The sequence below is a fragment of the Acinetobacter endophylla genome, from assembly GCF_053543775.1.
In genome coordinates this window covers 74,103-99,890 of the sequence record NZ_JBLVOM010000232.1, presented here as the reverse complement: position 1 = coordinate 99,890, position 25,788 = coordinate 74,103, and the positions used below count along the sequence as shown (strand labels likewise).

At 43.5% G+C, this 25,788-nt stretch carries 17 protein-coding genes; 10 read left to right on the top strand and 7 right to left on the bottom strand.

Features of this window, described 5'->3' with window-relative positions; all coding sequences use genetic code 11:
* Window positions 1-7: 7 nt before the first annotated feature.
* Window positions 8-2,185 carry a TonB-dependent receptor domain-containing protein gene (locus tag ACNPNW_RS06990; protein WP_005103165.1) on the bottom strand — a complete coding sequence of 726 codons (2,178 nt, stop codon included), beginning with the start codon at window positions 2,183-2,185 and terminating at the stop codon, window positions 8-10.
* A gap of 265 nt (window positions 2,186-2,450) precedes the next feature.
* Between ACNPNW_RS06990 and tig the strand changes: the two genes are divergently transcribed.
* From tig to ACNPNW_RS06970, 4 genes are all read left to right on the top strand, one after another.
* Window positions 2,451-3,782: a trigger factor gene (gene tig / locus ACNPNW_RS06985; RefSeq protein WP_086044917.1), complete on the top strand. Its 1,332-nt coding sequence runs from the start codon at window positions 2,451-2,453 to the stop codon at window positions 3,780-3,782.
* Between the two features lie 194 nt (window positions 3,783-3,976).
* The gene (clpP, locus tag ACNPNW_RS06980) at window positions 3,977-4,582 is read left to right on the top strand and encodes an ATP-dependent Clp endopeptidase proteolytic subunit ClpP (RefSeq protein WP_004647427.1); all 606 of its coding nucleotides are present in this window, start codon (window positions 3,977-3,979) and stop codon (window positions 4,580-4,582) included.
* A gap of 29 nt (window positions 4,583-4,611) precedes the next feature.
* Window positions 4,612-5,922 carry an ATP-dependent protease ATP-binding subunit ClpX gene (gene clpX / locus ACNPNW_RS06975; RefSeq protein ID WP_004278407.1) on the top strand — a complete coding sequence of 437 codons (1,311 nt, stop codon included), beginning with the start codon at window positions 4,612-4,614 and terminating at the stop codon, window positions 5,920-5,922.
* A 170-nt stretch (window positions 5,923-6,092) separates the two neighbouring features.
* On the top strand, window positions 6,093-6,809 hold the full coding sequence (locus tag ACNPNW_RS06970; RefSeq protein WP_004729543.1) for a DUF2846 domain-containing protein: 717 nt from the start codon (window positions 6,093-6,095) through the stop codon (window positions 6,807-6,809).
* Between the two features lie 68 nt (window positions 6,810-6,877).
* Here the strand turns inward: ACNPNW_RS06970 and ACNPNW_RS06965 are convergent, their stop codons facing one another.
* On the bottom strand, window positions 6,878-8,404 hold the full coding sequence (locus ACNPNW_RS06965; RefSeq protein WP_004278405.1) for a fumarate hydratase: 1,527 nt from the start codon (window positions 8,402-8,404) through the stop codon (window positions 6,878-6,880).
* Between the two features lie 696 nt (window positions 8,405-9,100).
* On the opposite strand from ACNPNW_RS06965, the gene ACNPNW_RS06960 reads away from it, so the two are divergent.
* Window positions 9,101-9,340: a DUF2171 domain-containing protein gene (locus tag ACNPNW_RS06960; protein ID WP_004729548.1), complete on the top strand. Its 240-nt coding sequence runs from the start codon at window positions 9,101-9,103 to the stop codon at window positions 9,338-9,340.
* Window positions 9,341-9,568: 228 nt separating this feature from the next.
* Here ACNPNW_RS06960 and pta read toward each other — a convergent pair whose 3' ends face one another.
* The 3 genes from pta to ACNPNW_RS06945 all read right to left on the bottom strand — a co-directional run bounded on the left by pta (window position 9,569) and on the right by ACNPNW_RS06945 (window position 14,701).
* Window positions 9,569-11,710, bottom strand: a complete 2,142-nt coding sequence (pta, locus tag ACNPNW_RS06955; protein WP_004729549.1) for a phosphate acetyltransferase — start codon at window positions 11,708-11,710, stop codon at window positions 9,569-9,571.
* Window positions 11,711-11,764: 54 nt separating this feature from the next.
* Window positions 11,765-12,985, bottom strand: coding sequence for an acetate/propionate family kinase (locus ACNPNW_RS06950; RefSeq protein ID WP_448766808.1), 1,221 nt, complete (start codon window positions 12,983-12,985; stop codon window positions 11,765-11,767).
* 450 nt (window positions 12,986-13,435) lie between these two features.
* A complete protein-coding gene (locus ACNPNW_RS06945) occupies window positions 13,436-14,701 on the bottom strand; it encodes a glutamate-5-semialdehyde dehydrogenase (RefSeq protein WP_044108634.1) in 1,266 nt (421 codons plus the stop codon).
* Window positions 14,702-15,023: 322 nt separating this feature from the next.
* Here ACNPNW_RS06945 and ACNPNW_RS06940 point away from each other — a divergent pair, with 322 nt between their 5' ends.
* Complete coding sequence (locus ACNPNW_RS06940; RefSeq protein WP_129716343.1) at window positions 15,024-16,361, top strand: alpha/beta fold hydrolase; 1,338 nt, start codon at window positions 15,024-15,026, stop codon at window positions 16,359-16,361.
* 28 nt (window positions 16,362-16,389) lie between these two features.
* On the opposite strand, the gene ACNPNW_RS06935 is transcribed toward ACNPNW_RS06940, so the two are convergent.
* Window positions 16,390-17,253, bottom strand: a complete 864-nt coding sequence (locus ACNPNW_RS06935; RefSeq protein WP_174894663.1) for a class I SAM-dependent methyltransferase — start codon at window positions 17,251-17,253, stop codon at window positions 16,390-16,392.
* 124 nt (window positions 17,254-17,377) lie between these two features.
* The gene (gene nagZ / locus ACNPNW_RS06930; RefSeq protein ID WP_174894662.1) at window positions 17,378-18,400 is read right to left on the bottom strand and encodes a beta-N-acetylhexosaminidase; all 1,023 of its coding nucleotides are present in this window, start codon (window positions 18,398-18,400) and stop codon (window positions 17,378-17,380) included.
* Between the two features lie 200 nt (window positions 18,401-18,600).
* Here nagZ and ACNPNW_RS06925 point away from each other — a divergent pair, with 200 nt between their 5' ends.
* The 4 genes from ACNPNW_RS06925 to ACNPNW_RS06910 all read left to right on the top strand — a co-directional run bounded on the left by ACNPNW_RS06925 (window position 18,601) and on the right by ACNPNW_RS06910 (window position 25,752).
* Window positions 18,601-20,787, top strand: coding sequence for a carboxy terminal-processing peptidase (locus tag ACNPNW_RS06925; protein WP_005245962.1), 2,187 nt, complete (start codon window positions 18,601-18,603; stop codon window positions 20,785-20,787).
* Between the two features lie 435 nt (window positions 20,788-21,222).
* A complete protein-coding gene (locus ACNPNW_RS06920; protein ID WP_448766807.1) occupies window positions 21,223-23,079 on the top strand; it encodes a putative bifunctional diguanylate cyclase/phosphodiesterase in 1,857 nt (618 codons plus the stop codon).
* Between the two features lie 144 nt (window positions 23,080-23,223).
* On the top strand, window positions 23,224-24,816 hold the full coding sequence (locus tag ACNPNW_RS06915; RefSeq protein ID WP_004647433.1) for a peptide chain release factor 3: 1,593 nt from the start codon (window positions 23,224-23,226) through the stop codon (window positions 24,814-24,816).
* A gap of 111 nt (window positions 24,817-24,927) precedes the next feature.
* Window positions 24,928-25,752 carry a hypothetical protein gene (locus ACNPNW_RS06910; RefSeq protein ID WP_004733088.1) on the top strand — a complete coding sequence of 275 codons (825 nt, stop codon included), beginning with the start codon at window positions 24,928-24,930 and terminating at the stop codon, window positions 25,750-25,752.
* The last annotated feature ends 36 nt before the right edge of the window (window positions 25,753-25,788 follow it).

The window sequence follows — 25,788 nt, the reverse complement described above, 5'->3', positions numbered from 1 at the left end:
TTTTATATTAGAAGTCGTATGAAACAGATAACCAGTAGTTACGGCCTGGAATATAAGTACCTGTTGTACTAGAACCAATATCTAAATATTTATAACCAGTAGCAGTTTGTAGACGACCACGGTTGTCTAAATATTCATATGATTTTGCACCTTCGGTAAAATCTTTGTCCAGCAGGTTGTTCACAGCCATATTCAGACGTAATTGATCACTGACGGTATAACTTGCACCGAGGTTGAATACGCTATAGCCCGCTAACTTGTCACCAAATAATTTATATTCTTCATAGTCGCTTGAGCCTAAACCTGAAGCAGGTGCTGTTGGCGTAGTCAGGAAGCGTTGACGATCAGATTTATATTCGTACTGTAACCATAGGTCTACAGCAGGCACCAGATGCCATGTTGAAGTCAGGTTAAGCGCATTACGTGGCTGGTTATTGTAATAAGTGCCTTCGTTTTCTCCATTCGTAATTTCACTTCTGGTATAGGTATAGGCAGCTTTCATATCCCATTCAGGCAAAATGCTGTATTGCAAAGTTGCTTCTGCACCATAAACTTTGGCCTTATTCGCATTCACGCTGGTTGAACATGAGCTTGCAGTCAAGCATTCAGCGGATACAGGAAGATTCTCTGAAACAATTGCATCTTTAATCTGGTTGTAAAAACCGGTTGCCGTGAAATTGATATCATCTGTCGGCTGTAAATTAAAACCTAATTCATAGTTGGTTGAGGTTTCAGGCTTTAAGTCCGGATTACCAAATGTCAGGTTTTGTCCCTGTCCACTGAGGCCAACAACGCCGTCATAAAGGGCTTTCGCAGAAGGTGCTTTATAACCTGTACTTACGCCACCTTTCACAGTCAGCATGTCATTGGTATTCCAGACTAGATAGGCACGTGGACTAAAATGACCGCCAAAACCGGAGTGGTCTTCAAAACGACCGCCATAGGTTAAACTTAAACTATCCAAAAGACGCCATTCATCTTCAGCATAAACTGACCAGGATTTTTTATCGAATTCGTCTACACCAGTCGAATACAGAGCGATATTATCTTTATTGGTTTGCTCTTTGTATTCCGTACCCACAGTGAGCTTATGCGCACCTAAAGTTGAAATAATATGGCTATCTGCAATTAAATCGGTATTTTTTAACACACGATCTGCACCAATTTGTGCATTTCCGACGGGTAATGCAGCTGAAGGTATCGTACGACCTTTGGTTTCAGTTTCTGAGTGGCTGATATAAGTATTCCACTGACCAAAGCTATAGTCGCCATCATGCCCGATTGCAAACTGGGTACGATCAAAAATCAATTTATCTTTATAACCATTTGCTGTTGTTGCAGTATCTAAAGTACCTAAACGATTGTCTTCATTCTTATAGTTTTGATGGCTGTAGAATGAGTCAAGCCACAAGGCATTTTGATCATCTACTTTGTATGTAAGTTTACCGCCTACATCATAATTATGTGCGGTGGTCGGGCGTGGATCACGGCCAGTTGAACCTTCGACACGCTCAGACTGACCCCGGTCATAATAACTGCCGCGAAGTTGCAGACCAAGCACATCATTGACCAATGGACCATTCACCAAGAAGCTGGTTTTCCAAGAATCTGCTTCAGTACCATGCTCCATAACGTTGCCACTGACAGTAACGTTCCCATTCCACTCGTCTGAAACTTTTTTGGTAATGATATTAATCACACCACCCATGGCATCTGAACCGTAGAGGGTAGACATAGGTCCACGAATGACTTCAATACGCTCAATGGCTGAAAGAGGGGGCATAAAGCCTGTCGCTGCTTCACCAAAACCATTCGGGGTAACATCGGTAGAAGTGGTTTGACGACGGCCATCAATCAAAATAAGGGTATCATCAGCGTTCATACCACGGATGCTAACATTTAGTCCTGCAGTTTTGCCTACGCCATTACGCACATCCACTCCAGGGACATCAACCAACAGGTCAGCAATATTGGTGGCATTCTTACGTTGAATATCTTCTTGAGTGATCACGCTAATTGAGGCAGGGGCATCTTTTAATTGTTGTTCAAACCCCGATGCAGAAACTACAATGGTAGATAAGGTGGTAGTTGGGATGTTGGAGGGGCTATTTGTCTCTGCAAAAGCAGATGTTGCTGTGACCCCAAAAATTGCCAATGTAAGCGGACGAAGACTAAAACTATGCATGACCAAATTCCCGAACCGAAGAATAAATTAGTATTGTTGCTCAAATAAGAAACTGGATATTAATGATAGTACTTATCATTTGCAATAAAAAATATACATTTTCTGCATTTAAGTGGGGTTGACTGAATATTTGAAAGGGTAGCAATTCGAATAAAAAAGACTTAAAAACTGGAACTCGCGCGTATTTTTTGTATATCCTTAAATGTTGTCATATAATGTGGCACATTTTTATAAACCTGTTATTACCAAATATATAGAGGAAGCCATGCAAGTAACTTCTGAAGCGGTTTCGGGCGTTGCCCGTCGTTTAAATGTTTCTGTACCGACGAGCCGTATTAATGAGCAATTTGAAGCTCGTTTAAAACGCACTGCTAAAACTGCGAAGATCAACGGCTTCCGTCCAGGTAAAGTGCCTGTAAACGTCGTTCGTCGTGAATACGGCGCTGGTATCTACCAAGAAGTTGTCAACGACATCATTCGTGATACAGTTTTCGAAGCGATCCAGCAAGAAAAAATCAATGCCGTAGGCATGCCGAACATTGAAAAAACTGAAATGAAAGACGACGCTTTAGTTTATGAAGCGACTGTTGAAGTTTATCCAGAAGTTGACGTGAAATTCGAAGGCTTGGAAGTTGAACGCAAAGCTTCAGAAGTGAATGACAAAGATGTTGAGAAGATGATTGAAAATCTTCAAAAACAACGCGCTTCTTGGGCTGAAACAAAAGGCATGGCTAAAAAAGACATGCAAGTAACTTTTGATTTTGAAGGTTCAATCGACGGCGAAAAATTTGAAGGCGGTTCTGCAGAAGACTTCAAACTAGTACTTGGTTCTGGTCGTATGATCCCTGGCTTCGAAGACGGTATCGTTGGTATGAAGAAAGGCGAAGAGAAAGTGATTGATGTAACTTTCCCTGAAGACTACCAAGCTGAAAACCTTGCTGGTAAACAAGCTCAATTCAAAATCACTGTGAAGCTTGTTGAAAAACAAAAACTTCCAGAAATCGATGCTGAATTCCTGAAAATCTTCGGTGTATCTGAAGAAGAAGGCATTGAGAAGTTAAAAGCTGACGTTCGTAAAAACATGGAACGTGAAGTTAAGAATGGCCTTCGCAACCAGGTTAAAGGCGCGACTTTCGATGCACTTGTAGCTGCAAACGAAGTTGAACTTCCAGCTGCTATGCTTGCTCAAGAAATTGACCGTCAACGTCAACAAATGATCCAGCAGTTCACACAGCAGTTTGGTGCTCAAGGTGCGAAAGCATTTGATTCAAGCATGCTTCCAGACGAATTGTTCAAAGAACAAGCTGAAAAATCTGTAAAACTTGGCGTACTTGTAAGCCGTGTTTTAGCTGATGCGAAAATCGAAGTAGATGCTGCACGTGTTGAAGCGTACATCGAAGATATGGCTTCTTCTTACGAAGATCCAAACGAAGTGATCGAATACTTCAAAAACGATGCGCAACAGCGTGCTCAAATCGAAGCAGTTGTACTAGAAGACCAAGTTGTTGATTACATTTTGGCTTCTGCTAAAGTAACTGATGCGACTGTAAGCTATGAAGACTTATTGAAAGAGCAGCAAGCTCGTCAACAAGGCTAATTTAGCTTTCGATAAAAAAGGCGCTTAATGCGCCTTTTTTTCATATTGATGCCTGAAAAAAGCATTTCTGTTTTTCACAAAACTAATGCAAAAAATATAATGGATTTGTTGGCGAATTTTTTGCAATTTCAGTGATTATACCTCATATTGTGATTATGGGTTAGGTCACAAAAAATTTAGGAATAAATAAACGTATGTATGTTCCAACGATTGAAAACGCTTTAGTGCCAATGGTGGTAGAACAATCCTCTCGTGGTGAGCGTTCTTTTGATATTTATTCACGCCTTTTGCGTGAACGTGTAATTTTTATGACGGGCGAAGTTGAAGACAACATGGCGAACCTGATCGTTGCGCAAATGTTGTTTTTAGAGGCGGAAAATCCAGATAAAGATATTCATCTATATATCAATTCACCAGGCGGTTCGGTAACTGCGGGTATGGCGATTTATGACACCATGCAGTTTATCAAACCTGATGTCGTAACGTACTGCATGGGTCAGGCAGCATCAATGGGTGCGTTCCTGCTGAATGCCGGTACCAAGGGCAAGCGTTATTGCCTTGAAAATGCCCGTGTCATGATTCACCAGCCATTGGGTGGTTTCCGTGGTCAGGCTTCAGATATTGAAATTCATGCACGTGAAATCCTGTTCATTAAAGAGCGTTTAAACCGTTTAATGGCTGAACATAGCGGTCAGGACTACGAAAAAGTGGCACGTGATACAGATCGTGACAACTTTATGACTGCGCAGCAAGCGAAAGAATACGGTCTTGTGGACGAAGTTTTAACTAAACGTCCATAAGTTTTAAAGATTGAGATAGTGGAGTAAATATGTCCGAACATCCTCAAGGACAAAAGCATTGTTCATTTTGCGGTAAAACGCAGTCTGAAGTCGGGAAGCTGATTGCAGGCGAGGACGCATACATTTGTAACGAATGTGTGGACGTATGCTTAGATTTGGTTCAAACCAGTCAGCAGGTGGAAACCAATGACTGGGCCAATCGTCCTTTGCCGAAACCGCATGAAATTCGTGCGGCCTTGGATCAATATGTGATTGGTCAGGACGTCGCGAAGAAAACCTTGTCAGTTGCGGTTTATAACCATTACAAGCGCTTGAAAGTGCAAAATAATGGCAAGAAAGCTGATGATTCAGTCGAGCTTTCAAAAAGTAATATTATGTTGGTTGGTCCGACAGGATCGGGCAAAACCTTGCTTGCACAAACGCTGGCACGTCTTCTTGATGTTCCATTTGCCATGGCAGATGCAACGACACTGACCGAAGCCGGTTATGTGGGTGAAGATGTAGAAAACATCGTACAGAAGCTACTGCAAAAAGCCGATTACGATGTCGAAAAAGCGCAAAAGGGCATTATCTATATCGACGAGATCGACAAGATTACCCGCAAGTCTGAAAACCCATCCATCACGCGTGATGTATCGGGTGAAGGTGTTCAGCAAGCATTATTGAAAATGATTGAAGGTACGGTTGCATCAATTCCGCCACAAGGTGGACGTAAGCATCCGCAGCAAGAATTCATTCAGATTGATACCTCGAACATCCTGTTTATCTGTGGTGGTGCATTCTCAGGACTTGAGAAAATTGTACAGCAACGTCAGGAAAAAGGTGGCATCGGCTTTACTGCAGAAGTGCGAAAAAAAGATGAAACCAAGAAGCTGTCTGACTTGTTCCGTCAAGTTGAAGCAACTGACCTGGTAAAATTTGGTTTGATTCCAGAATTTATTGGTCGTTTGCCAGTAATTGCCACTTTGGACGAGTTGGATGAAGAAGCATTGATGCAGATTCTGACTGAGCCGAAGAATGCGTTAACCCGTCAGTATCAACATCTGTTTGATATGGAAGATGTGGATCTGGTTTTTGAAGAATCGGCATTACGTGCAGTGGCTAAGAAAGCAGTTGAGCGTAATACAGGTGCACGTGGTCTACGTTCGATCCTAGAAAATTCATTGCTGGAAACCATGTATGACTTGCCAAGCCGTAGTGATGTCGGCACTGTCGTCATCAATGAAGCCGTGATTAAAGGTGAAGCAGAGCCGGAATACCGTGCCGAGCGTCAGCCACATGATCAGCAAGAGACTGCGACAAAAATAGATTTAAAGGTCGTGAATAGCAAATCCGCTTAATTGCTATTCGTCCGAAACGTGCGAAAACTCCGTGTTTTCGCACGTTTTTTATTTCCAAAAATAAAGCTCGGTGTTAATCTGATTCACTAGGCGTGGATGCCTAAAACTTATAAAAAACAAATCGCAAAGCACTTGCATACAAAAGAATAAAGACGCAGTGAGGGATAAGCATGCGTGGAGTCGCAATTGTACTCATCAGCAGTTTGGCATTGCTGGGGTGTCATGGTAAGAAAGCCGTCGTTGAGCCTACACAGCCACTCAGCACTTTAAAAAATATCGATCTTGAAAAAAAACCGGGCTTCGTCGAGCAGCATCGTATCGGCATGTTCACCATTGGCGGTTGGGTCAATCAAAAGCAGGGCAACCAGTTTCAGACGGTGAAACCGCAGCATGATGAAGCTGCCATCGTGTATTTATACCGGCCCGATTCTAAATGGAATCGTCAGGAAATTGTCGCTGCCAGCCTGTTTATCAATCAAGAACATATTCCAAGCTTATTGCACAACCATTATTACTGGATTGAAGTGCCTGCAGGGACCTATCGTTTGAGTACCAGTCGACCGCTAGGCGCGTTGCATTTCCAGAAACCTAAATATCTGGATTTTACTGTCGAAGCGGGACAGTCTTATTTTATTAAATATGATGAAGAGAATATCAGTACACGCCGGAGTGTTTCAGGGCCACTCATGCTGATGCCGGAAAAAGTTGGTCTGAATGAAATTGCTTTTACTCAGCTAAAATCAGACAGTTTTAACTTCGTGGCACAAGATCAGGAAACTGGCCAGATTCGTAAAAAAGCCCAAAAAATTGAACCGACTGCTTATGATCCATCATTAGATGTACAGTTAAAAGCACCTTTTAAACTTTGGGATCCACGTACCTGGTAATTGATATTTTATTGAGAAAATATAATAAAAAAGCACCCATTTAGGGTGCTTTTTTATTGCAGTCAAAATTAGCCCGCAGCAGCGTCAACTACTGGAATCTTACCAATTTTTGCTTGCCAGATTTTAGGTGCAGTCGCGTGAATAGAAGTACCATTCACATCAACCGCTACAGATACCGGCATATCTTTTACCACAAACTTGTAAATTGCTTCCATACCCAGGTCAGCAAAGGCAACCACTTCAGCTTCGCGAATAGCTTTAGACACGAGGTAAGCAGCACCACCGACAGCCATCAGGTAAGTTGCCTGGTTGTCTTTAATGGCTTCAACGGCAGCAGGACCACGGTCTGCTTTACCGATCATGCCGAACATGCCAGTTGCTTCAAGAACTTGACGCGTAAATTTATCCATACGCGTAGCCGTTGTTGGGCCAGCAGGGCCTACAACTTCGTCGCCGACTGGATCAACAGGGCCAACGTAGTAGATAAACTTGCCTTTCAGATCAACAGGAAGTTCTTCACCGTTGTTCAGCATGTCGACCATACGTTTGTGTGCAGCATCACGACCTGTATAGATTGTACCGTTAAGAAGAAGTGTATCGCCTGGTTTCCAGCTATTCATTTCTTCTTGGGTAATCGTGTCAAGGTCAACACGTTTAGAAGATGAAGAATCCCAAGTCACAGCAGGGTAGTCTTCAAGTTTAGGTGCTTGAATATGTGCAACACCTGTACCATCTAACTGGAAGTGTGCATGACGAGTCGCAGCACAGTTCGGGATCATACCGACTGGCTTACCAGCAGCGTGACAAGGGTAATCCTTGATCTTAATATCTAGAACAGTGGTTAAACCGCCAAGACCTTGTGCACCAATACCCAGAGCATTTACTTTTTCGAAGATTTCGATACGAAGCTCTTCCATTTTGCTTTGTGGACCACGACGAAGCAATTCGTCCATGTTGATCTCTTCCATCAATGCTTCTTTGGCAAGCATCATGGCTTTTTCAGCAGTACCACCGATCCCGATTCCCAGCATACCTGGTGGACACCAGCCTGCACCCATGGTTGGAACAGTTTTCAGTACCCAATCCACGATTGAATCAGATGGGTTTAACATTGCTAGTTTAGATTTGTTTTCTGAACCGCCACCTTTGGCTGCCACAGTGATATCTACTTTATTACCAGGCACAAGCTTGTGGTAAATCACGGCAGGAGTGTTGTCTTTGGTATTTTTACGACCAAATGCAGGATCGGCCAGAACTGATGCGCGAAGCACGTTCGAGTTTTCTAAATAACCCTGACGTACGCCTTCATTGATTGCATCATCCAGGCTCATGGTTAAATCGAATTTAACGTCCATGCCCACTTCAACAAATACGTTGACGATACCGGTATCTTGACAGATTGGGCGGTGGCCTTCTGCACACATGCGTGAGTTAATTAAGATTTGTGCGATCGCATCTTTAGCAGCTTTGTTCTCTTCACGATCATACGCACGGCTCATCGCTTGGATAAAGTCTTGTGGGTGATAGTAAGAAATGAACTGAAGCGCATCTTTAACCGATGTGATCAAGTCATCTTGCTTGATAATAGTTGTCATACAAATATCTCTTGAGCGGGCTGATAGCTAGCGGGCTAAATTATAAGACAAAAGAATCGGGTTGTGGGCATTTTGGGCGAGCATTGGCCGAAAGTTTATAGTTTAAGCAATCTGAGCAAGGACTTTAGCTATTCAATGGGTCAAATATGACAGCAAGTTGTCATATTCAGTGTCATATTTCAGATTAAAAATACGCATAATTTTTCTGATATTATATTAAGTATTTGAATTTTATTATTTATTTTAAATTTAATAAAAACCAGATTGTCATATAACTGTCATAAAACTTTTACATAATGCAGCTATCAAATAAAGGAGATCCTAACAATGGTTACAGGTATTTTGATGGCAGCTGGTTTTTGTGTATATATCGCTGCAACTTGGATGTATGGTCAGAAAGAAGAGCAAGCCTAAGCTTATCTTCTTTCTCCTATTTTAAGGTTTTATTGATTTACACTATCTTCAAATCTTCAAATCTTCAAATCTTCAAATCTTCAAATCTTCAAATCTTCAAATCTAGTTATAAAAATATTTGAAAACTCAAATTTAAAAAGTATCTTGCCTATAGTTTACTCAAGCCATGTTGACCATTTACATTTTTAACCCAGAAAAACTCAAAGCCTGAAAACCCTTACACATGGGGCATTTTTTATTGCTTAGACTGTTTCTCTCAACTTCTAGAAACAGGCAAGTAGAATGAACAATTTTAATGCAAGTGATATTAAAGAACATGCTTCAGTCATTGCTTCATGTGGTACTCAAGTCGGGAAGGTGGACCATTTAGAAGGTCAGGATTCAATTAAATTAACAAGAAGTGATGATGAAAATAATGAGCATCATCTGATTCCCTTGAGTTGGGTAAGTGAAATCAAAGACGATAGCGTCGTGCTCAATAAAACTGCGGAAGAGGTACGTAAAGAGTGGACTACCTTATAAGAAATTAAAGTTAGTGGACTGAAAAGCAGGGCTGCTTCAGCTTAATTTTTTATGTCACAGACTTTATGAGTAACCGTTGAAAATGCCAGTTCGAAAGACTGGCATTTTTATTGTTTATTAAAACGAGATAATGATCGCGTGCTGAATTTATTGAAGCTATGAGTGTTTTTTTATAAAAAAACCACCTGATTTTTCAATCAGATGGTTTGGAAAACTTAAGTTTACGAATTATTGAGCCGCTTGTTGCTCTGCCTGAATCGCAGTCAATGCAATGGTAAACACAATGTCATCTACCAATGCACCGCGGGATAAGTCATTCACTGGCTTATTCAAGCCTTGTAGCATTGGACCAACACTCACCACATTGGCAGAACGCTGTACTGCTTTATACGTCGTATTACCTGTGTTTAAGTCAGGGAAGATGAATACATTGGCACGACCTGCAACTGGAGAGTTCGGTGCTTTAGAGCGACCAACACTTTCAACTGATGCCGCATCGTACTGTAATGGACCATCAATCAGTAAGTCCGGACGACGTTGTTTCGCAATTTCAGTTGCTTTCGCAACTTTTTCGACGTCAGCACCTGCACCTGAAGTACCCGTTGAGTAAGAAATCATGGCAATACGTGGGTCAATACCAAACGCTTTTGCAGAGTCTGCAGACTGAATCGCAATTTCAGCCAATTGTTCTGCATCTGGGTCTGGGTTAATCGCACAGTCACCGTACACATAGACTTCATCAGGTAACAGCATAAAGAATATTGAAGATACCAATGAATATTCAGGTGCAGTTTTAATGAGCTGGAACGCAGGGCGAACTGTATTGGCTGTAGTATGTACAGCACCAGACACCAAGCCATCAACCTGATCAAGTGCTAACATCATCGTACCTAATACGACGGTGTCTTGCAGTTGTTCACGTGCTTGATCTTCAGTAAGTTTGCCTTTACGCATTTCCACCATTTTTTCGACATAATTTTCACGAATCAAGTCAGGATCAATGATTTCTAAGTCGTGTGGAAGCTCTATACCACGTGCTTTGGCAACATCAACTACCGCTTCTGGTTTTGCTAATAATATGCAGTGAGCAATACCACGTGATTGACAAATCGCTGCGGCTTGAACGGTACGTGGCTCATCACCCTCTGGAAGCACGATACGTTTTTTAGCTGCGATTGATTTTTGCACCAATTCATGACGGAATGCAGAAGGCGATAACCGTGGTTTGTACGAATCGCTAATTAAATGAGACAACCACTCTTGATTGATGTGGCTAGCTACAAAACGGGTAACTTGTTCTGCTCGTTCAGTATCATCTACAGGAATTTCGTTGCTAAGGTTTAACAACTGTTGCGCTGTTTCAAATGTGCTCAACTTAGTATGTAAAATTGGCAAGCCATTTTTTATTGCCGCTTGGCAGAATTCTAAAGCTTGTGCGCTTGGCGCTTTTTGTTCAGTTAACACCAAACCTGCCAAAGGAATCCCATTACTGCTGGCCAGACTGCTCGCCAGTAACACATCAATTCGGTCGGATGCACTGATGATCAGTTCACCCGCTACAAACTTATGCAGTTCATGCTCGATATTGGCTGAAATCAGGCTGCTATTTTGTACACGGCGCTGCTTGGCTTCGCCTTCATTAATCCAGTAACCAGAAATATATGCAGCAAGATCAGACATACGCGGTACGCTTAAGGTTTTACTGAAAGGTACCAAGCCAATCACTGGTAATTTTTCAGAACCAATATGCGGATGAGTCTGCTGAATGGCTTTAATAAATTCTGCAGTTTCAGTCTTGAGGCGTAAATCCGGATTCAGCGTGACAGGAATCTGTGCAGATTCTTCAGGCAAGCCCTTGGTACGCATCAACATGATACCTGCCAGACGGGTAGAGCTGGCACCACCAAAGTTACGAAGCTGATGTTCAATTTTATCCGCGGTTTGGCTTGGCTTGAGAATATTGGCATTGCTGACCACAATAACTTTGGCATCGAGGGCCTGTGCCAATGCAGCATTCAGATCGTCGGCAAAACTGTCTTGAGTATTTGGCAGCAAACCTTCGACAATAATCAGGTCATGCTGTTTGGCAATTTGACGATGCAGACGTACCGCTTCCTCAAGTAGTTCATCCTGTTCCCCCAGATTGATCTGCTGCAAGACTTTGTTATAACGGATGGGTTCAACAGTTTCACTCTGAGAAATATGACGATACAAAGCCGTGGTGCGGTCTTCGATTTCATTCAATTCCTGAGCAAAAGGTTTCAGGAAACCAGCTTTTACCCCTTGGCATTCCAGTGCATAAATCAGGCCCAAACATGCAGAAGTTAAGCCTACGCCTTCCCCAGTGGGAACCAATAAAATTGTTTTCATAAGTTATGTCAGTCGCAGAATAATAAAAATCAGTTAAAAAGTGGCTAAGCCTGCTTATGCAGGCGTTACCTCAGCTTTAGACTTTTTTGCAGTATTGCGCTCCACTTCAAGTTCAACAACACTTTGAACTTCTTGTGCGATACGGCCTTCTTCATCTGTTGGCACTACCCAGATTTGTGGGCCTGTGCCTGAATCGATTCGGCCTTCGGTACCGCGTTTCAATTCATTGTTGGCGTTTTTATCCAGATTGAAACCAAAATGAGGCAGGTAAGTCATGGTCTTTTCACGGATATATGCAGAGTTTTCGCCAATGCCACCAGTGAAAAACAGACCATTAAGACGTGGCAGACCACAGCTCAACGCTGCCAGAGACTTAGCTAAACGGTAGCAGAATACTTCAATCGCCAGTGCGGCATCTTCATTGCCTTGTTCTGAAGCTTCAATCAGGGTACGCATGTCATTCGACAGGTCAGACAAGCCCAAAAGACCACTTTGGCTATTCAGCATCTTGTCAATTTTATAAATATCCCAACCCAGGTTTTTCGCCAGGAAGCTATGCAGGCTTGGGTCGACATCGCCACTGCGTGTGCCCATAACAATGCCTTCAAGCGGGGTTAAGCCCATTGAGGTATCTACACTTTTCCCATTCCAAACGGCACAGGTCGAGCTACCATTGCCAAGATGAGCAGTTAACCAGCCACCTTGTTTGAAACTGCCTGCCAGTTCAGAGCCACGCTCTGAAACATAAGCATGACTGGTGCCGTGGAAACCATAGCGGCGCACACCATGTGCTGTGTACAGAAATTTTGGCAGGGCATAGCGATATGCATGTGCTGGCATAGTTTGGTGGAAGGCGGTGTCAAATACCGCAACCTGTGGTAATTCTGGGAATAAGCGTCGGGTTGCTTCGATTCCAATCAAATGTGCCGGGTTGTGTAACGGCGCAAGCGGCGTTGCTTCACGAATTTTTTCAATAATTTCGTCATTGATCAGTTCAGCCTTGGTCAGGCTGCCACCATGTACCACACGGTGACCGATGGCATCTGGACGGTAATTGGCCAGACGTTCCAGACCCACTTCGAGTGCTTTTTTGTGGTCAGCAAATGGAATGTGGATATCGACCGGCTCATTGCCAACTGTCACACCTTTAATGCGAGCATTCTCTGTGCCTAAGTTCTCAGCTAAACCATGAATACGGAAATTCTGCTCCTCAAGAAGTAATGCAAACTTGATTGAAGAAGAGCCACAATTAATAACTAATACTGATTTAGACACGATTGATTACCCAATTTTTAATTAAAATTCTCGTCCATTTACTTGACCCAATTGCGGACAATGAAGCAGCAATCCAGATCAATGAATATGTTTTAACATTTGTTTTTTTTCTGTCCTAGATAGACTTTAGCAGATTAGACTTAAGCATTATCGACCGATTTAACAATAATAACTAAAATTTATCAGTTCATAGTTTTCATTTATAAATAAAATGATGCTAAAGAGATGATCAATAAGAATACTAAATTCTGCTTAAATTTAATTTTAGAACAAATTGGTTTTTAGTTAAGCGCCTGAAAAGGCAAATATTGTTTCTAAATACAATTCTATAAAGAGATTCATCAATAAAATGACCTGAAGGTTCTGATCCATGTATTTCAGTGTGAATTTATCTGTCCATAAAAAAACAGCCTCACACATGAGGCTGTTTTAAATGAGCGATCTGAATACTTATTGGCGAATCTGACCATCACCAAAGACAATCCATTTCTGCGACGTCAGGCCTTCAAGACCGACTGGGCCACGAGCATGGATTTTATCGGTCGAAATCCCGATTTCTGCGCCTAAGCCATATTCAAAACCATCTGCAAAACGAGTAGAGGCATTGATCATGACCGAACTTGAATCTACACCCGCCAGAAATTCGCGTGCCAGACTGTAGTTTTCCGTAATAATAGAATCAGTATGATGCGAGCCATATTTGTTAATGTGCTCAATGGCTTCTTCTATACCAGAAACAACTTTGATCGCCAGAATCGGGCCCAGATACTCGGTATACCAGTCTTCTTCGGTTGCTGTAATGACTGCATCTCCAAGAATACGCTGGGTTTCCCGGCAACCACGCAGTTCGACTTTTTTCTCTTGGTATAGCTCTGCGATGCGTGGCAAGAATTCTTCAGCGACTTTTTCATCGACCAGCAGGGTTTCCATGGCATTACATACGCCATAGCGATGGGTTTTGGCATTGAGCGCAATCGGCAAGGCTTTCAACAAGTCCGCTTGAGCTTCCACATACACATGACAGTTGCCATCTAAATGTTTAATGACCGGTACGCGTGCTTCCTCGGTAATTCGTTCGATCAGGCTCTTGCCACCACGAGGCACAATCACATCCACATATTCGGTCATGGTAATCAACTGACCCACTGCAGCGCGGTCAGTCGTATTCACCACCTGTACGGCAGCCTCAGGCAAGCCTGCGACTTTCAGGCCATGCTGAATCGCGACTGCAATTGCCTGATTCGATTCCAGAGCTTCTGAGCCACCACGTAGAATAATGGCATTTCCTGATTTCAGCGCAAGTGATGCCGCTTCCAGCGTGACGTTAGGACGTGATTCGTAGATCATGCCGACCACACCTAAAGGCACACGCATCTTGCCCAGTTGAATCCCCGATGGGCGATAAGCCATATCACTAATTTCACCAATCGGATCTTTCAGGCCAATGACATCTTTTAAGCCCTGTAACATACCTTTAAAGCGTGTGGGGTTGAGTTCTAAGCGATCAAGCAGGGCTGGATCCAGATTGTTGTTATGCGCCTTGGTCATATCTTTCTGGTTAGCCGCCAAAATAGCAGTTTGGCTATTTTCCAAAGCCGTATAAATAGCGGATAACGCATTATTTTTAGTTTGGGTGGACGCGCGAGCCAAAATGCGAGACGCCTGGCGTGCCTGCTGTCCTACCGTTTGCATATATTGTTCAATAGACTCTTGCATAGCGGTTTGATCACTTAGAAATTTCATTTCGATATTAACAGCCTGCTGCTGCACAATGAAGCCCATCTATTAAAAATCATCCGTTTTCGTAAACTTCTAAACATTTTGAAATTGTTTTCTGTTTAAAAGCAGATAAGTGGTCACTGAAGCGGTTGCTTGTGAAAAGCAGCTCTGTATAGAATGAAGCACGCGACATTGATGTCATTTATAATTATTAAAGAGCAGGATGCGTGTTCAGGCACACCGGAATGCGCCTGAAATATAAGATCTGTTAATCATGACTTGCACAATAAAAATAAGGCAAGGACGGAGGAAAAGGAATATGAATTCCATTATCCACATGGACGCCCATGTATTGGAACAACATAGCCACGATGGTTTTTTTGATCTTTATGATAAGCACAGTTTTAAGCAGCCGCCACGCACCACCTGGATGGATGGCTGGAAAATAGAATATATGGCGATCGCCCGTCCAGATACCTTGCATTTAAGACCCATGGTGATCATTGGGGGCGCTTTCCAGAATTTTAATTCCTACAAATATTGTGTAGAACAGCTTTTTGATGCAGGTCCCATCATTCTGATTGACCTGCCCTCCATGGGGGCGAACCAGCAGATTAGTAATGTCGATACGGGTCTGTCTGCCGGAACACTGGAGCTGGAAGACCTTGCTGCGATGCTGGGACGATGGCTGGAACAGATGCAGCTGCCGCAAGTGACAATTCTCGGCATGTCCTTAGGATCAGTGGTCGCTTCCTGTCTGGCAGATCAGCGTCCCGAACTGGTCGAGCGGATGATCCTGATGGGTGTCATGCAGAAAACCCGTAAAAGCTGGCGAATGCTGCTGGAAGAATCCTTACACCTGATGAAAGAACAGCGTATGGATGAATTTGGTCAGGCCGTGATTTTGTATCTGGTCAATCATGCACGTTTAACAGAAACTCGGATGTCACCGACTGCAAAACGTTTGTTCTTTAAACAGATGGCGGAATTTACGGCCACCGAACAGGATCGTTATGATATCAATTGCAACCGTTTATTGCGTCTGACCAATGTGCCAATTCCACAGTGCAAAGTACTGGTGGCATGTGGACAATATGACAGTTTTACCTTGCCACATGAAAATGCGAATTTTGCCCTGCAATGCCCGGATATGCAGTACGTGCAAATTGCAGGCGCCGATCATGTGCCGCAGTTACAACGTCGTAAAGAAACCATGCATTTATTTGCAACCTTTTTACGCGATGAAGCAGTTGATCAACTAGACGGCATTATTCCGTTCACTCGCGAACAGATACAGCAGCTTGAACGTCGCGGTGAAGAGCGGATTCAGGTGCAAGATTCACAACGTTTTCTCAGTCATCGTCATTCTGATCTCATTTTAAAAGCAGAGATAGTGGACATGAATTTCTTTGGAGTATTGCTGGAGTTAGATCCAGTACAGGCAGTGCGCGCAGCAGCTTATCCACGTGACTTAGCCCTGCATCTGGAAGATGAAGCTGGGGAATTTCAGATTGAGTGCCTGATCTTTGAACAGGATGACACCCAGCTGCGTGCCTTATTCAAACATGGCAGTTTTGAAGTGGCAGAACGTTTATTGGCTTTTGTAAAACAGCAGAAAATTTTGCAACATGCCGAAGTTTTTGATGCGGCAATTTAAAAAATATCAGTATTAAAAAACAGCGTACTTAAACGCTGTTTTTTTTCACTGCATGAATCATCCAGACCAGATCACCTAAATGTTCATCTTGTTCTGGTGCCGGGTTTGGCTGATGAGGCTCGGCAAAATAACGTTGTGGTTGTTGTACCTCAACCTGGTCAAATCCTGCATCTTGAAAAAAGCGCTGCAGTTCTTGGGGGGATTTAAAATGAAAGGTAAACGCACTGCGAGACATGAATTTAAGCAGACGGCTACTGCTCCAGATAAAGTTCGCCAGTTTATTTTTCACCGGTTCAGGATAAATATCGCTGAGATAGTGAACTGCCGGGAAATACTGCGCATTTTCTGTAATACCCTGCATCAGAATGCGTAACATCTGCTGATCAAAGTAATTAATCAGTCCTTCACTAATGACCACTAAGGGCTGGTTGCGGTTAAACATCTGAAAAATACAGTCCAGCTCTTCACTAAAAATATCGGCAGTCAGGACTTCAGGTGCATGCTGATCAATCTGCTGTAAAGCCTGGGTCTTGATCTTGGCCATATCCGGCAGATCCAGTTCACGATAATTAATCGCGGGAAATTTCTGTCTGAAATTCCAGCTGCGTGGAGATAGGCCGCAGGCAACTTCAAGAACCTGAAGTTGTGGGTGTTGCTCAATTAGTTGACACAGATGCTCATCAATCATCTGATGGCGCTGCTTAAGTGTAGTCCGCATGCTACCGCCAACATGGCGCTCTGCCCAGGATTCAAGAGGATGCAGTAGTTTGGCCAGAAACTTGCCTTTGGATGTAACAAAGGCTGGATGTGAGATCCCCATTTGATACCAGATATAGCCGGTATAGTGCGCCGTAAAAGAAATATGGCGATGTTGCGAAAGTGAGTCTGTCATATTGTTCTGACCTTATTTTTTTATTTTTAAGTTGATTAAATAATAGTGTAACCTTTTCATTACTATAATGAAAAAGGAACACCTTGTCGTGTCCCTTTTTCATATTGATTGGATTTAAAAAGTTTTAGCTGGATTTCTGTTTAAATGCCAGTATTTCATCACGGATCTCGCGCCATTCTTCACCCAGATCCAGTTCGTCACCAATCTGGATGTTCGGGATGTTGCCGCGCATGCGTTCCAGGCGTTGCTGGTTCGGGAGGGGCAAATCAACAATCCCTTCCAGTGCAATACATTGTGCTGCACGATCATTGCAGACCAGACCCATATCACAACCAGCTTTGAGTGCGGCCTGAATTCGGGCATCGGCACCGCCTGCGACACATGCGGCCTGCATGCTTAAATCATCCGAGAACAGGACACCGTCAAAACCAAGCTCCTGACGTAAAACTTTCTGAATCCAGAATTCAGAGAAGCCTGCCGGATTGGGATCAACCTGGCTATAGATGACATGAGCCGGCATCAACGCATCCAGTTGTGGTTGCAGTTGGATAAAGGTTTGCATATCTTTTTGCTGGATTTCTGCATAGGAGCGCGTATCAATTGCTGCAGCAACATGCGAGTCCGCTTTGACCGAACCATGCCCGGGGAAATGTTTCCCGGTTGAAGCCATACCGGCACGTTTCATACCTTTTAGAAATGCGCTGGCGAGTGGAATAATGTCCTGAATATTTTGGGCAAAGCTACGATCACCAATCACATCACTGATGTCATTCAAGTCCAGTACCGGTGCAAAGCTGAAATCAATGCCGACAGCCAGTACTTCAGTTGCCATCAACCAGCCACATTTTTCAGCCAGTTCCAGAGCGCACTGTGGATCGCTCGTATAAAGTTCGCCAAATTTTCCCATTGCAGGCAGCAGGGTAAAGCCTTGTCTTAAGCGCTGTACACGACCGCCTTCCTGATCGACCGCAATTAAAATATCAGGACGCACCTGACGCATATGATCGGTCAAAGCACGGACTTGCGCCGGAGATTCGATATTGCGACCAAATAAAATCACTCCACCGACTTGCGGCGCACTTAATAGTTCAATATCTTCTTGAGTGAGGGTTGTGCCTGCGATGTCGAGCATCAATGCGCCAATCATATGCGGAATCCGTTTTAGAGTTTTTCGGAGAAAACAATACCTGAATTCTGCAATGATTTGCTACACTTTGTCAGCACAGAATATGATAAAACTACACGACATAAACATATTAAGTTGTTTAAGATGCTGAATACGTTAAATTCTGGTCGAAAAGCAACACGGTCACATTGGTCTTTAGGCCAAGGAAGTACGAATTATTTATGAAATTTCAAACTATAGCTTGCGCAGTTGCGATTGCGACAGGTGGATTCTTTTTTACCCATGTAGTGAATGATGCGATTGCGGCCAATAGTAATGAAGTGGTCAGTAAAGCAATTCAGCCATCTCAAGAGCAGGCGCTGGTGTCACGTCAGCTGGCAACCCTGGTTGACCGTCAGCACTATTTAAATATGCGTCTGGATGCCCAGACTTCGCAGCGTATTTTTGATTTCTATATTGATAGTCTTGATCCGGAGCACAGTCTGTTTCTGGCTCCAGAAGTTGAAAACTATAAGAAACGCTATGGTGCCAATTTTGGTGCCAATCTGAAAGCCGGCAATTTGTCTGGTCCTTATGAAATGCATGCGCAATATCAACAACGCTTGCACCAGTTCTACACTTATATGTTGAATGAGCTGAAAAAACCGCAAAATCTGAATCAGCCGAATGTTTATATCGAAACGGATCGTGAAAAAGCGCCGTTCTTTAAAACTGAGGCTGAACAGCGTGCGCACTGGTCAAAAATGCTGGTGTCTCAGCTGATCAATCTGACCATCAGTAAAGAAGAGGAATTGGCCAAGCAGAAAGCTCTGAAAGCCAATCCGGAATTGGCCAATGGACAAGACCTCACGGGTCCTGAAGATCTGACGCCTGCGCAAACCTTAACCAAGCGTTATACCCGTCAGCTGGAACGTCTTAGCCGCGTCAAAAGTGATGATGTGCTCGACAAGACACTGAACGCGATGATGCTGACTTATGATCCGCACAGTAATTACTTCCCGCCTGTGGATGCGATGGAGCTGAATCGTCAGACCACTTTACAGCTGGAAGGCGTCGGGGTATCGATTCGCCCGGAACGTGGCAATGAAGATTACACCAAAATTGAAACCATCGTTGAAGGTGGTCCGGCCAGCAAATCCGGTCAGGTGAAATCCGGTGACCGTATCATTGGTGTAGCGCAAGACGGCGAGCAAATGGTTGATGTCATTGGCTGGCCAAGTAATGAAATTGTCGGTCTGATTCGTGGTAAACGTGGCACGAAAGTCACTTTACGCTTACTCGGTGCGGGTGCTGCCATGGGGCAGGCACGTAATGTGACTATTACCCGTGACGTGATTCAGGAAGAAGATGCTGGTGTACGTACACGTGTAGTCGACATTCAACGTGATGGTAAAAAATATCAATATGGTGTGATCGAAATTCCGTCGTTCTATCTGAACTATCGTGCACGCCGTGCCGGTACGGATTATCGCTCGGTATCTGAAGATACCAACAAAGCCTTGAAAGAACTCGCGGCGAAGAATGTTGCCGGGATTATTGTCGATTTACGGAATAACCCAGGTGGTTCACTGGAAGAAGTGGCACGTATGTTGGGGCAGGTGATCAAGTCTGGCCCAGTGGTGCAGATCCGTGATGGCAATGGCAATGTCAGCGTCTTTGAAGATGATGATGGCGGTGCACAAACTTATGCAGGTCCACTGGCAGTGATGGTGAATCTGGCCTCTGCATCGGCCAGTGAAATTTACTCTGCTGCGATTCAGGATTATGAGCGCGGGATTGTGATTGGTAGTACCACCACCGGTAAAGGTACAGCACAGGTACAACTGGACAGTCTGGCGCATGGCCAGGCGACATTGACGCAGCGTAAATTCTACCGTGTGACCGGTGGCAGCACCCAGAATAAAGGGGTCGTTCCGGACATTAAACTGGTCGATATTTATAACGAAGAGTTTGGTGAGCGTAAGGCTAAAAATGCCTTGCAGTGGGATACCATTCCAACGGCACCATTTAAACGTGAAGGTGCAGTACAGAAATACGTTCCTGAATTGGCTAAACTTTCTCAGCAACGGGTCACACTGGATTCTCAGTTCAAGTATTTAGAACAGCGTAAAGCCGTGATGAAGAAAGCCGAAGAAGAGAAACGTCAGGTACTGGACTTACAACAGCGTAAAGCTGAGTTGATTGCCATGGAGCAAAAAACGCTGGACGCAGAAAATACTCGTCGTGCTGCAACAGGTCTGAAACCTTATCCAAACTGGGAAAGTTATCAGGCTTCGCTGGATGCCTTGATTGAAACACGTGCCAAGATGAAGGCCAAAGAACGTCCGGCTCTGCCTGAAGAAGAAGCGTTTGTGATTGAAGCGGCAAATGTGTTACTGGACTATGCCAAATTACAGGCAAAACCCTAAGTTTTAGCCTCATTGATCGTTGATAAAAATAGCCTGTTTCGACAGGCTATTTTTTTATTTTGTAAATCTGCACAAAAATCCAAATAAAATTTTGCTATGAAGTGCCATCTGTCTAAATAAAAAGAAAAAAATTGTGATGGTGATCGAATAAATGAGCTAAAAAAATGAAGCTAAATATTTGCTTAAATTTGAAACACTTCTAATATATAAGTTGTATTTTATTTTTCTGTTGAGTTTTATTTTTGGGGCAATTCTCAACTTCAAAAGAAAGAAATATAAATTCTAAATTTTAGTTAAGACTGATGTTGTTGCAGACCAATTGGCTTGCATGGATAGTCAGTCTTGAGATTTTACTGAGTTCAAATTTGATCGGGTGAAAATGGAAATATCAGTGCAGAGAATAATAAAAATGATCACCGATGGGGAACATTTTTTATGATTGATATTCAGCATGATATTGGTCTGTTCATCGGGTCCATTCTTTCTGCATTGGTTGCTTGCTATCTCATCGCACGGATTAAAAAATTTGCTTCAGGCGCTTTACAGCTAAACTTTAAAACCTTCAATTTAATGCTAACCACCATGCTATTGGGCCTATTCATATGGTTGATCCATTTTATTGGGCTGACAGCAAGTTTTGTGCTGAATAAATATGAGATGGATTTGGGCCTGATGCTCCTGTCTGTTCTGGTGATATGCATTGCATCTATGTTTATCCTCTGGTTAAGTACCAGAAGTACCTGGTCATTTTTCCGGTCAGTTCTCGTATTAGGTGTGATCGCACTCAGCATCTTTGGCATGCACTCTATTAGCATGATGTCATTCAATTTTACTGCCGCCCATATGCAACAGTCACCGGAATTAGTTCAGGCACATGATCAGCTATTTCTGGCCATGATACTGATGAGTGGATTGCTGCTGGTAACGCTGATTTGTATCATCGTGTCCGAACTGCGTGTGGGATTACGCAACCGTCAGCTTGCATGGGCCAATCAACAAATTGAAAATCAGACCATTCAGGACAATCTGACCAAATTACCTAACCGTTTGTATCTGGCTGAATATGCAAATCTGCTGTTTTCAGGTCAGTCCGAACAGCAGCATGAAATTGCTTTTTTATATATCGATCTGGATCGTTTTAAGGCAGTCAATGATGTGTTTGGCCATCTGGTCGGCGATCAGTTGCTGATTCAATTGACCACGCGGATTCATCTGTTATTAGGCCATCATTCCAAGCTGCTCAGAATCGGTGGGGATGAATTTCTGCTGGTACTGGAAAATACTTCAGTCGCCAAAGCTGCAAAAATGTCAGAACAGATTCTTGAACTGATTCAGGAAAGTTTCCTGATTGAAGGCAAGAGTATTCATATCTCGGGCAGTATTGGTATTGCCATGTATCCGGAGCACGGCAAAAATTTACAGGATCTGCTGGTCAATGCTGATGCCGCGATGCTGAGTTCCAAGTATCAGGGACGCAATACCTATTCAGTCTTTAATTACTCTACCGATCAGGATGAAAGCAAGAGTCAGAGTACCCTGATTAATGATCTATATAAAGCCGTGGAAGAACAGCAGTTTGTGCTGTTTTATCAGCCCAAGTTTTGGACCAAGGATCGTAGCTTGTGTGGGGTAGAGGCATTAATTCGCTGGAACCATCCCCAGTTTGGGCTGCTCGGCCCGAATCTGTTTATCAATGCAGCTGAAAAAACCGGACTGATTATTCAAATGGGCTATTGGGCATTGGAACTGGCTTGTCAGCAGATTCAAAAATGGCAACGGACACATACTGAATTTTTCCCTATCGCGGTCAATTTGTCTGCGGTACAATTTGAACATAAGCATCTGTTTAGTACTTTAGAAAAGTTATTTGCACAATATAAAATCAGTCCTCAGCATTTAATGATCGAGATTACTGAATCGACTGCCATGCATCATATTGATGTGAGTATGCGCAGCTTTAAGCGCTTAAGACAAATGGGCATCCGTCTAGCCATTGATGATTTTGGTACAGGGCATTCCAGTTTTCTCTATTTAAAGAATTTCGCCGTAGATGAGTTAAAAATTGACCGTGAGTTTATCAAAAATCTGGCAGTCGGCTCCACAGAAGAAATGATTCTGGAAAGCATTATTCAGCTGGCCATAAAACTGGGCTTGGTGGTGACCGCCGAAGGTGTTGAAACAGAAGCGCAAGCAGAAATTTTAACCCGGCTCGGTTGTGAACAGTTACAAGGCTTTTTGCTGGGCTTGCCGGGAGATGAACAACGACTAGAAAACTTACAATTCCATGAATAGCGCTCTAATTCATTGAGCGTCAGGATAGATAGACAACATGGCTCACGGAACTCCACCCTGAAACTCTGCTACAATATCGCCAATTTTTTTCATATTGATCGAATTTGATCTCGAATGCTGTGCATTGAGCAGTAGGTATATTTCATGAGCTTTAAGCAAGAACTGGCGGCACAAGTCGCCCAGCGACGTACGTTCGCTATTATTTCCCACCCCGATGCCGGTAAAACCACCATGACAGAAAAATTGCTGTTATGGGGTCAGGCTATTCAGGTGGCCGGGATGGTAAAAAGCCGTAAATCTGACCGGGCCGCAACATCGGACTGGATGGAAATGGAAAAAGAGCGTGGTATCTCGATTACCACCTCGGTGATGCAATTTCCTTTTAAAGACAAGATGATCAATCTTCTGGACACCCCGGGACATGAAGACTTCTCGGAAGATACCTACCGTACCCTAACCGCGGTAGACTCGGCGCTGATGGTGATTGACGGGGCAAAAGGTGTCGAAGACCGAACCATTAAACTAATGGAAGTGTGTCGGATGCGCGATACCCCGATCATTTCATTCGTCAATAAAATGGACCGTGAAATCCGTGAGCCGCTTGAGCTTCTGGATGAAATCGAAAACGTTCTAAAAATTAAATGTGTCCCGATCACCTGGCCACTCGGTACAGGCCGTGATTTTGCCGGTGTATTTAATTTAATCGAAGAAAAATTCTACGTGTATAAAGCCGGTTTCGGTTCAGTGATTACTGAGATCGAAGTGCGTGATGGTTATGACTATCCTGATCTTCGTGAGAAAGTGGGTGAACTGGCTTGGGCGGCATTTGAAGAATCGCTTGAACTGGTACAAATGGCCAATGAGCCTTTAGACCGCGAAGAATTTCTGGCGGGTCGTCAAACGCCTGTGTTGTTCGGTACAGCCTTGGGTAATTTTGGTGTCGACCATGTTCTGGATGCTTTCAGTCAATATGCACCATCTCCTAAAGCCCATCCGACCCAAGATCGTGTTGTAGAAGCGGATGAAGAAGGCTTTACCGGTTTTGTCTTCAAGATTCAGGCCAATATGGATCCGAAACACCGTGACCGTATTGCCTTCATGCGGATCTGTTCAGGCAAGTATGAAAAAGGCTTGAAGATGAAGCATGTACGTTTGGATAAAGATGTGCGCATCAGCGATGCCTTAACTTTCTTGGCCGGTGATCGTCAGCATCTGGAAGAAGCTTGGCCGGGTGATATTATTGGTCTGCATAACCATGGCACCATCCAGATTGGTGATACATTTACCTCGGGTGAGAAACTTCAGTTTACCGGCATCCCACACTTTGCGCCTGAAATGTTCCGTCGTGTCCGCTTGAAAGATCCGCTAAAATCCAAGCAGCTGCAAAAAGGTCTGAAAGAGCTTTCAGAAGAAGGGGCAACCCAGGTATTCATGCCGCAGAATAACAATGATCTGATCGTAGGTGCTGTAGGTGTGCTACAGTTTGAAGTGGTGGCTTACCGTCTGAAAGAAGAATACAAGGTCGACTGTGTTTACGAACCGGTCAGCATCAACACAGTACGTTGGGTGTCTTGTGATGACGAGAAGAAATTCAACGAATTCAAGAAAAAAGCTCATGACCAATTGTCTGTCGATGGTGGAGGTCATTTGACTTATCTTGCACCAAGCCGGGTGAATTTACAGCTCATGCAAGAACGTTATCCGGACATCGTGTTCCACAATACGCGCGAACACTAAACTTTCAGGCTACGCAGCTAAAGTTTAAAAATATCAAACAGCTTCTCCGGAAGCTGTTTTATTTTATGCTACATTTAAGCAATTAATAACTCGATAGATATAGCAAAGAGAATGAAGCTCAGCAAGGAAGTCGTCCTCGGTTCTGTGATTGGTTTAAGTCTTGTCCTGAGTGGCTGTGATCAAAGCGAAAAAGAGCCTGTTAATACTCCGGAAAATGAGCAAATCACCGCAGCTCAGCAGACCGCAGATGTTTTGCCTTATCTGAATATTCAAGAGCAGCCGGCCAAGATTGCCTTGCCATTTTGTGAAAATAAAAACTGTATCAATCTGGATATTCAGACCTTACATACGGTTGATCCATGGATGAACCAGTGGATTGAAAAGCAGCAGGCCAAAGTGATCCAGGATCAAATTGGGTTGAAACAGGACATGAATTTACAGCAGGCGATCAATGCCTATGTAAAAAAATCGGATGCCTGGCAGGCGCAGTTCAATCTGAACAAGGCTTATGAGTTATCGCTATATACCCGTATTCCTTACCAGCGCAATCAATATGTGTTGATGCAGATCGGGGTCGATACCAAACAGGAAAATGTCAGCGTACATGAGCGCTATTATTTTTTTGTGGCGGATCGTCGCCAGCAGAAAATGCTGACCCCACTGGATATTGTTGATCCTAAGCAACAGTTAGTAATGGATCAGATTATTCAGCAAGCCTATGAGACATGGCTCAAAGAAAATGATCAGCAAGTTCAGCAGAAAGCACCGAAAAAACTGTATTGGGGACAGGCTGACTGGTTCTTTGATCAGGAAGGCATTGGTCTGCATTTTCGCAGCCATGAAATTAGCAAAGATGCCAAACAACTGGATATTTATTTAACAAAACAACAAACACAACAGGTCTTGAAAGCTGATATCTATCAGCATATGTTTTAAAGCTCATGATCCTGCGAGATTACAGGTTCCAAAAAG

Excerpts from the sequence above, each read along its gene's own strand:
- ACNPNW_RS06990 (WP_005103165.1), bottom strand. The coding sequence starts at position 2,185 with ATGCATAGTTTTAGTCTTCGTCCGCTTACATTGGCAATTTTTGGGGTC.
- tig (WP_086044917.1), top strand. The coding sequence starts at position 2,451 with ATGCAAGTAACTTCTGAAGCGGTTTCGGGCGTTGCCCGTCGTTTAAAT.
- clpP (WP_004647427.1), top strand. The coding sequence starts at position 3,977 with ATGTATGTTCCAACGATTGAAAACGCTTTAGTGCCAATGGTGGTAGAA.
- clpX (WP_004278407.1), top strand. The coding sequence starts at position 4,612 with ATGTCCGAACATCCTCAAGGACAAAAGCATTGTTCATTTTGCGGTAAA.
- ACNPNW_RS06970 (WP_004729543.1), top strand. The coding sequence starts at position 6,093 with ATGCGTGGAGTCGCAATTGTACTCATCAGCAGTTTGGCATTGCTGGGG.
- ACNPNW_RS06965 (WP_004278405.1), bottom strand. The coding sequence starts at position 8,404 with ATGACAACTATTATCAAGCAAGATGACTTGATCACATCGGTTAAAGAT.
- ACNPNW_RS06960 (WP_004729548.1), top strand. The coding sequence starts at position 9,101 with ATGAACAATTTTAATGCAAGTGATATTAAAGAACATGCTTCAGTCATT.
- pta (WP_004729549.1), bottom strand. The coding sequence starts at position 11,710 with ATGAAAACAATTTTATTGGTTCCCACTGGGGAAGGCGTAGGCTTAACT.
- ACNPNW_RS06945 (WP_044108634.1), bottom strand. The coding sequence starts at position 14,701 with ATGCAAGAGTCTATTGAACAATATATGCAAACGGTAGGACAGCAGGCA.
- ACNPNW_RS06940 (WP_129716343.1), top strand. The coding sequence starts at position 15,024 with ATGAATTCCATTATCCACATGGACGCCCATGTATTGGAACAACATAGC.
- ACNPNW_RS06935 (WP_174894663.1), bottom strand. The coding sequence starts at position 17,253 with ATGACAGACTCACTTTCGCAACATCGCCATATTTCTTTTACGGCGCAC.
- nagZ (WP_174894662.1), bottom strand. The coding sequence starts at position 18,400 with ATGATTGGCGCATTGATGCTCGACATCGCAGGCACAACCCTCACTCAA.
- ACNPNW_RS06925 (WP_005245962.1), top strand. The coding sequence starts at position 18,601 with ATGAAATTTCAAACTATAGCTTGCGCAGTTGCGATTGCGACAGGTGGA.
- ACNPNW_RS06920 (WP_448766807.1), top strand. The coding sequence starts at position 21,223 with ATGATTGATATTCAGCATGATATTGGTCTGTTCATCGGGTCCATTCTT.
- ACNPNW_RS06915 (WP_004647433.1), top strand. The coding sequence starts at position 23,224 with ATGAGCTTTAAGCAAGAACTGGCGGCACAAGTCGCCCAGCGACGTACG.
- ACNPNW_RS06910 (WP_004733088.1), top strand. The coding sequence starts at position 24,928 with ATGAAGCTCAGCAAGGAAGTCGTCCTCGGTTCTGTGATTGGTTTAAGT.